We start from the raw sequence: 6,737 nt of genomic DNA on the forward strand, positions 1-6,737 counted from the left end.
AGTAGCAACACAAGACAAGTAGAGGTGACAAGGAATGACAGAAGTTAAGCGAAATATGAAAACAGCTCCCCTTGAGGAGCGAGAGACAATTATTTCTTACGACCGCCAGACAGAGACGTGGCACATTTACACGGACGAACCCAAGCACGCTAGAAAGTATGAGAAGTATGTAACTCATCCCCAACGCAAAGGGTACAACTCGGCAGGTCAATTAATCATGTTAGAGGGTGATATTGATAACGGAGTAGTTTCAATCCGTAAAAGTATTTCAGAAAAGCAAAGAAAAAAATTATCTGAATTTCAAAAAGAACGACACCACAATGTAAATAAAACCCCAATATTTCCAAGTAGAGCTAGTCAAGACTTAACAGAAATAACACAACCTAGTTAATTCGATAAATTACACACATTAACAAAAGAGCTCTCAAAAACACAGTACAAGTAAGGGGATGTTTTGAATGCAATTACGAGTGGAAAAATGGAACGGCTTCCCTATCCGTTTTGTTGAAGTAAACGGTGAATGGTTAGCAATTACCGCAGATGTTTCAAAGGCGCTTGATTATGTAAGTACCGAACGACTATTAAGGCGCATTCCTAAAAAATACCAAGTTAAAAAGCTGGTGCCCCGAAACGGGGTATCAGGTCAAGGACGTGTCTTTATCCTGCTAAAAGAAATTGGTATCTATCAAGCAGTATTCGGCAGTCATAAACCAGAAGCCGAAAATTTCAAAGACTGGGTATTTAAGACTATTCTGCAATTACGAAAACAAGCGGGGCTAAAAGAATATGAAGCCTTCAAAATGCTTGATACTCGCATTCAGAAACAAGCAATGCAACGGCTAGACGCTAACAATGAAGTTGATTACATCAAAGCTAACACCATTACTAATAAGGCAGTTGCCAATAAATATGGTTTGCCAAAGATGATTAGCAAGGAACAAATGACCCAAGAAATGAAGCACGATCGTCCTACTATCTTGAATGACGTAGTGGACTTAATGAATGTTAAACGGCGGTTCGGGCTTGATATTTCAGTGTCAAAGACAATTTACAACAACTTAGAAAAGCATAAATAGCAGTATTGGAGTTGAGAAGATGGAAAGTTTACAAGTGCAGTTGCCAAATGATTTACAGGAAGCAACCAAAGCAATGATTGGGGAGGCACTCAGTGAAGCTATTAAAGATGTTCAAACTAAAAACAGCTTCCCACCTTATCTAAACAAGGGAGAAGCTAGCGCCTATTGTGGCGTATCACGGGGTGTCTTTAATTCATGGATTAAGAAGTACGACATCCCCGCTATCCAGATCGATGGCGTAAGTCGTTTCAGACGAAAAGCCTTAGATGAGTTTTTAATCCAGCACGAAAAATAAATAATATCAGCTTGCCAGCGTGGATATTGGAGGAATTAACATCATGAAGCTTTTAGCAACTATCGATAAACACATATTAAGCTACTGGAACACAGCACCAAGCGAACGGCTATGGGCTTACCTTGCTACCTTGCCTGTTGTACTCGTAGCAATGAATTTAATCGCTCAGTTAATCAAGTAAAGGAATGAAGCCAATGAAACAATTAGACAAAGAAGAACAACAACTATTGGACTTGTTGCCTAAAGGAATTGAACAGCCACGACCACTTAAAGAATTAGTGAAACTTACTGGATGGAGTAATCGCAGAGTTAGAGGAATTATCAATCGTTTAATCGTAATTCACCATCAGCCAATTGGTGCTAGATATGAACATCCTAACAACGGATATTTCATCATCACCAATGACAAGGAGCGACAACAAGCCTTAGCACCGCTTACCTCACAAATAGCAATGATGAGTAAAAGGGCGCAGGCAATTAGTAACGCAGAATTAGAAAGTGAAGAATAATGTTCAGACAAAATAAAAAAGCCGTCAAATGCTACCCAACGACCAAATTAGTTAGCATTTAACAGCGACAAAAGAATAAGCACAACGGATTAAAGCCCGTTGCTTTGCTTATTCTAACATATTTCAGTGTTTAAGACGGGGAACATCCCCAACAAATGGAGGGAATAAGAACATGAAGAAAACTAGTGACCAGGTAGAGGAAGTTAGAATTATCCTTGATACCATCTTAGGACTATCACAAACAATCAATGACTTAGTAGAAAATGACATTGCGCTTTTCTTTGAATATCCAAGTGCTGACGAAGGTAAAAAGTGGCAAGCAAAGCGATTAGCAAATAAATTACTTGCGTTGGCTACTGCTACGATTGGCACAACAGAAAAAGCACAAAATCAAGTTGAATTAGTTGCTAACGAATTACTAAAAGGCGGTGTCAACAATGACTAAAAGTATAGATGAACTTATAGCAGACCACAAAACCATGAACGGCTTAATTTCATCCCTAATTGATTATCACGAAAGGCTCAATGATTTTTTAGCTCCATGCTTAAAGGATGATTACACTCACAATGATTTAATCAGCCTAGTCTTAACGGTTAAGTATCAGCAAGATATTATCAGCGCTTTACATGAGTGTTTAGAGCGCCTAAATGATAATGATTTAGAAGCATTGCAACGATTAGCGACCCTTGAACTCAAAGGCGGTGACACAGAATGCAACTAGTTACTCTTACGGCACCAGACGGACACCGTGAACGTTGGGACATGAAAACTACTTACCTCGCCCTGCTCTCGTGGTATTCATATCTTAAAGACACCGAGAACAGCAAAGAACCAACAGAACTTGCCACCCGTATTAGTAAGTTCGTTGGGGATGATATTAAGCAAGTTCACACCTTTTTAGTTTACTTAGATGGCTTCAATGGTGACTTATATTCTAAGTTGTCCTTGCTAACAGGCAATGATGATAAAAATACCACTCGCTTGTATTTCGTTATGAAGTCGCTTGATAATCCGAATTACTTAGCGCACAACAAAGCCAAAGAGCGAGAACGCCAAAAGATTGTAGAGCGCATTGAACAAGTCACAAATAACGATAAAGAAATACTTAAACGCCTTATCGCTTTAACAAAGCTATTTGTTGATGGTCAATTAAGCTATAAGAATATGGAGGGATGAGTAATGAAATTGCTTCAAGCAACTAATCAAGATGGAAATTTGATATTAAATGACTTTGCGACAGGGAATGAAATTAGCAAGCGGATATATTGGCGTGATAGTACCCCTTATTATCTAAGTAAAGATGATGACTTGCTAATTCCTTTTAAGGCTATCCGTGTAACTAATGTTTACCAAGAGGAGGATTAAAATAATGGCACAAAGAAGAATGATTAGTAAGTCAATACACCAAGACGGACGCTTTTTGACTTTATCGCCTGTAAGTAAAATTCTTTACGATGATTTAGTGCTATATGCTGATGATGATGGCTTTTGTTCTGATGTTTCTTTAATTAATTTGATGGATAAAGCAACCGCTGAAAACTATAGCGAATTGGAACAGGCGGGGCTTATTGTTAATGTTGAGGGAGTTTACTTGATTGTTGACTGGCTAAATACTCAATTATTAAATCACTATTCTAGAACTTCTTTTCTCGATTTATCCAGTAAGGTATTTATCAGAATTGATTTTAAATACACAATAAACGCAGAAGATAGAAATATTGCCTTGCCATTAGATGATTGGGTAGAGAGAAAAAATCGCAACAGACAGATAAATCTTAAAGCCTTGCAACAACAGCGTTTGAAAGGTGTGGTAACCCAAAAGGTAACGAACGGTAAACCTAACGTAAACAAAAAGATTACTAAAGGGTCACCTAGTATAGATAAGAATAGTATAGATAAGAGTAGACTAGAACAGTACAGTACAGCTCAGAACAGCAAAGAAAAGATCAACAAAGAAAATAACTACAAGTATATAAATAGTTCTTCTAATGGGGGTATGGGGGAAATTCTTCTTAACGACGGCAGTTCTACTTCCTCTATAGAGAATAATGCTACTACAGAGAATGGAGGAAACAGTGCAGTAGATAGTGGAGCCAACCAAGATAACATTAACAGTCTATTCAACTACTTAAACGGTATATCACCTACTGACATCCCCAAAGACAATAAAAGGCTTGCTGATGTTTTTGATATGTTAATCCATAACGGCTATGAAATTGAGGACATCCAATTAGGAATTGATAACATTATGAACGTTGCTAATCAAATGCCACAATATCAAAATGAACAATCATTAGCCAAGCTATTAATACAGCACCTACCCGAGTACACCAAGCAAACATTGGAACAATCCTCCAGTGATGACCAAGACACAGAGGTGATACATTCATGAACCTAACAGAATTTGAGAGAAGCCTTTCTAACTTTAGTGCTGGATATGAGAGCTATACTAAATTGATGAATGATATTAAACGATTAGACAACCTAATACAAGCCAACGAGGAGCAATTAAACGATAGCTTAATCAAGATACCATTTACCCACTTGTATTTTGTTGATGGTCTAGGTATTTTCAAACATCAAACGCCTACCCTACTCAAACAAAACAGGCAATTAATAATTAAATACAATCAGCAACTAATAAAAGCCAAGAAACTTTCTAACTCACTTCATGAGCAGTTAGAGATAATCAGAAATGATTATCTAAGTAGCAATGGTGAGGAAAGCAAAACAAAAGATAAATTAGCTAATAAATATTTGAAGCAGTTTGGGCAGGTTAGACACCCTTAAAAAGAAAGGACAAATAAACAATGAATTTTAATATCAAATACCCACCGTTAGTTGAGCAATCCTATAGTCATTTTCTTTCTATTGGCTTACATCCTAACAAGGACAAACTCTATAAAATGCTAGTTGATGAGGGGATGATTGACGAGTTAGGCAATCCTACTCAACAAGCAATTGACAAGGGTTTAGTAGAAGTAGCCGGGAACAATCCAATTGAACGCTTTAAAGCTGAAAATCCTCTTGTGGCTCATATTCCAGATGAACATTTCAAAGTACAGAACAATCAAGTACTCATGGACTGTTACGCTGTAAGAGTGATAGCTACTACAATACTAAATGACCCTACAGCAACACAGGAGCAGAAAGAAAACGCTCAAAGTCTATTGGATAAGGTGAACAGCCTAGACCATAATGAATGGCATTAATTAACAAGCATTTTTAGCCTTATCGTCTGTCTTAAAAGAGTATGACCTACGAAAAATAACATCCTCTCTTTGCCGTTAATACAGCGATATAGAGGGGATGTTTTTTATTTACTCGGAGGAAAAGGAAGCAAAAAGCGTGCAATGCTTTACTAGCCAAAATGCTGATATATCAATAGCTCAACTGTAATTTTTCATTACCGATTGGACGAAAAAGCAAGCGACAGAAATATAAAGCTGATTTTAGTTGCTATTTATGCATTTTGATTAATTTTAAAAGTAATTTTCGTCGGAAAAGGCACTTGTTTTTAATTGCTATCTATCAAGTTAAGACGGAACACACGTTTATTTCAAAAATTAGGGCTGTTTTAAAACGAATAAGTAGCAATAGGTATAATTTATCCTTTCGAGTTTAAAATAGCTCAGATAGCTTTAAAACGAAAAATAGAGAACATGGAATAATTGGCAGCTGAATTTTCGGCTGCCAAATTTCTTATAGAGTTAGCTAGAGATTAAACAGATAGGAAAATGTGGGAATAAAACTACTACAATGCATTTGATAACCTCAAAAAACCTCAGATAAAAGCCTGATTAATAAAAAGCATAAAAAAAGACGTCCTCACCACGAGAACGCCCTTAGATACAAACTTAAAGCAATTCATTATATCACATGATTTTATTTACCCTAAAAAGGGCATGAATTTATTTTAGCAGTTAGCAATTAACGTTAAAAGCTCACCTGTTATTGAATATGCTTATGATAGTTATATATAATATAAGCATGGCAAACGAGAGGGAGTAGCTATCCTTGAATTTACCTAGATGGAATACAGGCAACGGCCAAGCGTTACCAATTACATGGTAGACCACAGGAGGCGTTGGCCTATGTTTTGTTATCTACCAAGCAGGAGAATATAACGGCGTTTGCTATTTCAGCGTTAATACTCTCGCAAGCTTTTTATTGGGTTTGTCGTGGAATTGCGCTAATAATAAAAGCACTCAAGCAATAGCCTAAGTGCTTTTATTAACGTTCTTCTGTTTGTAGACCATCGGGCGTTAGGTGGTGGAGCACTTAACGCCTTTTTACATAAATAATTATAACATGTGCATATAACTATACAAGATATAACTTTACGCTATAAGACACTATATTACACTATATGCAATTTAAGGGGATGTTTTTCATGGTTACACAAGCACAAATGCGAGCTACAAGACGATACGCCAAACGACACCCAGAAAAGAATAGACTTTATCAATATCGGTCAAATGCTAGAACCTTTATTAAACATTACGCCAGCTTAAAAGACTTAGATAATTTAATTCAATTAGCGCAGGAGCAAAAAGCCAAGTTAATTAACTAAAGGACGACCTAGACAACTAGACCGCCCTTTTATTTTGTACCACTCAATAATCTAATATTATCACTTTGCTGAAGAATGGTTGCAAATGGTAGCATTATGAAATACTTAGCCAAGTTTAAAAATGGTAGGAAATGGTAGGATAAAATACCTACAAATGCTCGCATATTTTTAAATATGATGATGGCAAATGATGGCATCAAAAATGCCTTGATGAGTTTAAAAATGATGGTAAATGATGGTATCAAAAAAAGAGCAGTCTATTAAGCTGCTCTTAGTTATCGTC

The 6,737-nt window shown here is 36.7% G+C and carries 13 protein-coding genes; all 13 read left to right on the forward strand.

Going from position 1 to position 6,737, the window contains the following annotated elements; translation table 11 throughout:
- Positions 1-34 precede the first annotated feature (34 nt).
- A complete protein-coding gene (locus DTK66_RS01165) occupies positions 35-391 on the forward strand; it encodes a hypothetical protein (RefSeq protein WP_191667505.1) in 357 nt (118 codons plus the stop codon).
- A gap of 67 nt (positions 392-458) precedes the next feature.
- Positions 459-1,076, forward strand: coding sequence for a BRO-N domain-containing protein (locus DTK66_RS01170; RefSeq protein ID WP_191667506.1), 618 nt, complete (start codon positions 459-461; stop codon positions 1,074-1,076).
- Between the two features lie 19 nt (positions 1,077-1,095).
- The gene (locus DTK66_RS01175) at positions 1,096-1,371 is read left to right on the forward strand and encodes a helix-turn-helix domain-containing protein (RefSeq protein WP_191667507.1); all 276 of its coding nucleotides are present in this window, start codon (positions 1,096-1,098) and stop codon (positions 1,369-1,371) included.
- A gap of 43 nt (positions 1,372-1,414) precedes the next feature.
- Positions 1,415-1,552: a hypothetical protein gene (locus DTK66_RS01180; protein ID WP_181388532.1), complete on the forward strand. Its 138-nt coding sequence runs from the start codon at positions 1,415-1,417 to the stop codon at positions 1,550-1,552.
- 13 nt (positions 1,553-1,565) lie between these two features.
- A complete protein-coding gene (locus DTK66_RS01185; RefSeq protein ID WP_063164222.1) occupies positions 1,566-1,880 on the forward strand; it encodes a hypothetical protein in 315 nt (104 codons plus the stop codon).
- 172 nt (positions 1,881-2,052) lie between these two features.
- Positions 2,053-2,325, forward strand: a complete 273-nt coding sequence (locus tag DTK66_RS01190) for a hypothetical protein (RefSeq protein WP_191667508.1) — start codon at positions 2,053-2,055, stop codon at positions 2,323-2,325.
- Positions 2,318-2,602 carry a hypothetical protein gene (locus tag DTK66_RS01195; RefSeq protein WP_191667509.1) on the forward strand — a complete coding sequence of 95 codons (285 nt, stop codon included), beginning with the start codon at positions 2,318-2,320 and terminating at the stop codon, positions 2,600-2,602. Before DTK66_RS01190 ends, DTK66_RS01195 begins: the two co-directional genes overlap by 8 nt.
- Positions 2,593-3,057: a hypothetical protein gene (locus tag DTK66_RS01200; protein WP_191667510.1), complete on the forward strand. Its 465-nt coding sequence runs from the start codon at positions 2,593-2,595 to the stop codon at positions 3,055-3,057. Before DTK66_RS01195 ends, DTK66_RS01200 begins: the two co-directional genes overlap by 10 nt.
- A gap of 3 nt (positions 3,058-3,060) precedes the next feature.
- Positions 3,061-3,246 (forward strand): hypothetical protein, encoded by a 186-nt coding sequence (locus tag DTK66_RS01205; protein WP_182602931.1) that lies wholly within the window; start codon positions 3,061-3,063, stop codon positions 3,244-3,246.
- 4 nt (positions 3,247-3,250) lie between these two features.
- A complete protein-coding gene (locus DTK66_RS01210) occupies positions 3,251-4,273 on the forward strand; it encodes a hypothetical protein (protein ID WP_191667511.1) in 1,023 nt (340 codons plus the stop codon).
- Positions 4,270-4,671 carry a hypothetical protein gene (locus DTK66_RS01215; RefSeq protein WP_191667512.1) on the forward strand — a complete coding sequence of 134 codons (402 nt, stop codon included), beginning with the start codon at positions 4,270-4,272 and terminating at the stop codon, positions 4,669-4,671. The genes DTK66_RS01210 and DTK66_RS01215 overlap by 4 nt, the downstream gene beginning before the upstream one ends.
- A 20-nt stretch (positions 4,672-4,691) precedes the next feature.
- Positions 4,692-5,093, forward strand: a complete 402-nt coding sequence (locus DTK66_RS01220) for a hypothetical protein (RefSeq protein WP_191667513.1) — start codon at positions 4,692-4,694, stop codon at positions 5,091-5,093.
- A gap of 1,181 nt (positions 5,094-6,274) precedes the next feature.
- Entirely contained in the window at positions 6,275-6,454 is a 180-nt protein-coding gene (locus DTK66_RS01225) for a hypothetical protein (RefSeq protein ID WP_063164230.1), read from the forward strand.
- Positions 6,455-6,737 lie beyond the last annotated feature (283 nt).

This window comes from Limosilactobacillus walteri (genome assembly GCF_014830205.1).
Taxonomy (GTDB): domain Bacteria; phylum Bacillota; class Bacilli; order Lactobacillales; family Lactobacillaceae; genus Limosilactobacillus; species Limosilactobacillus walteri.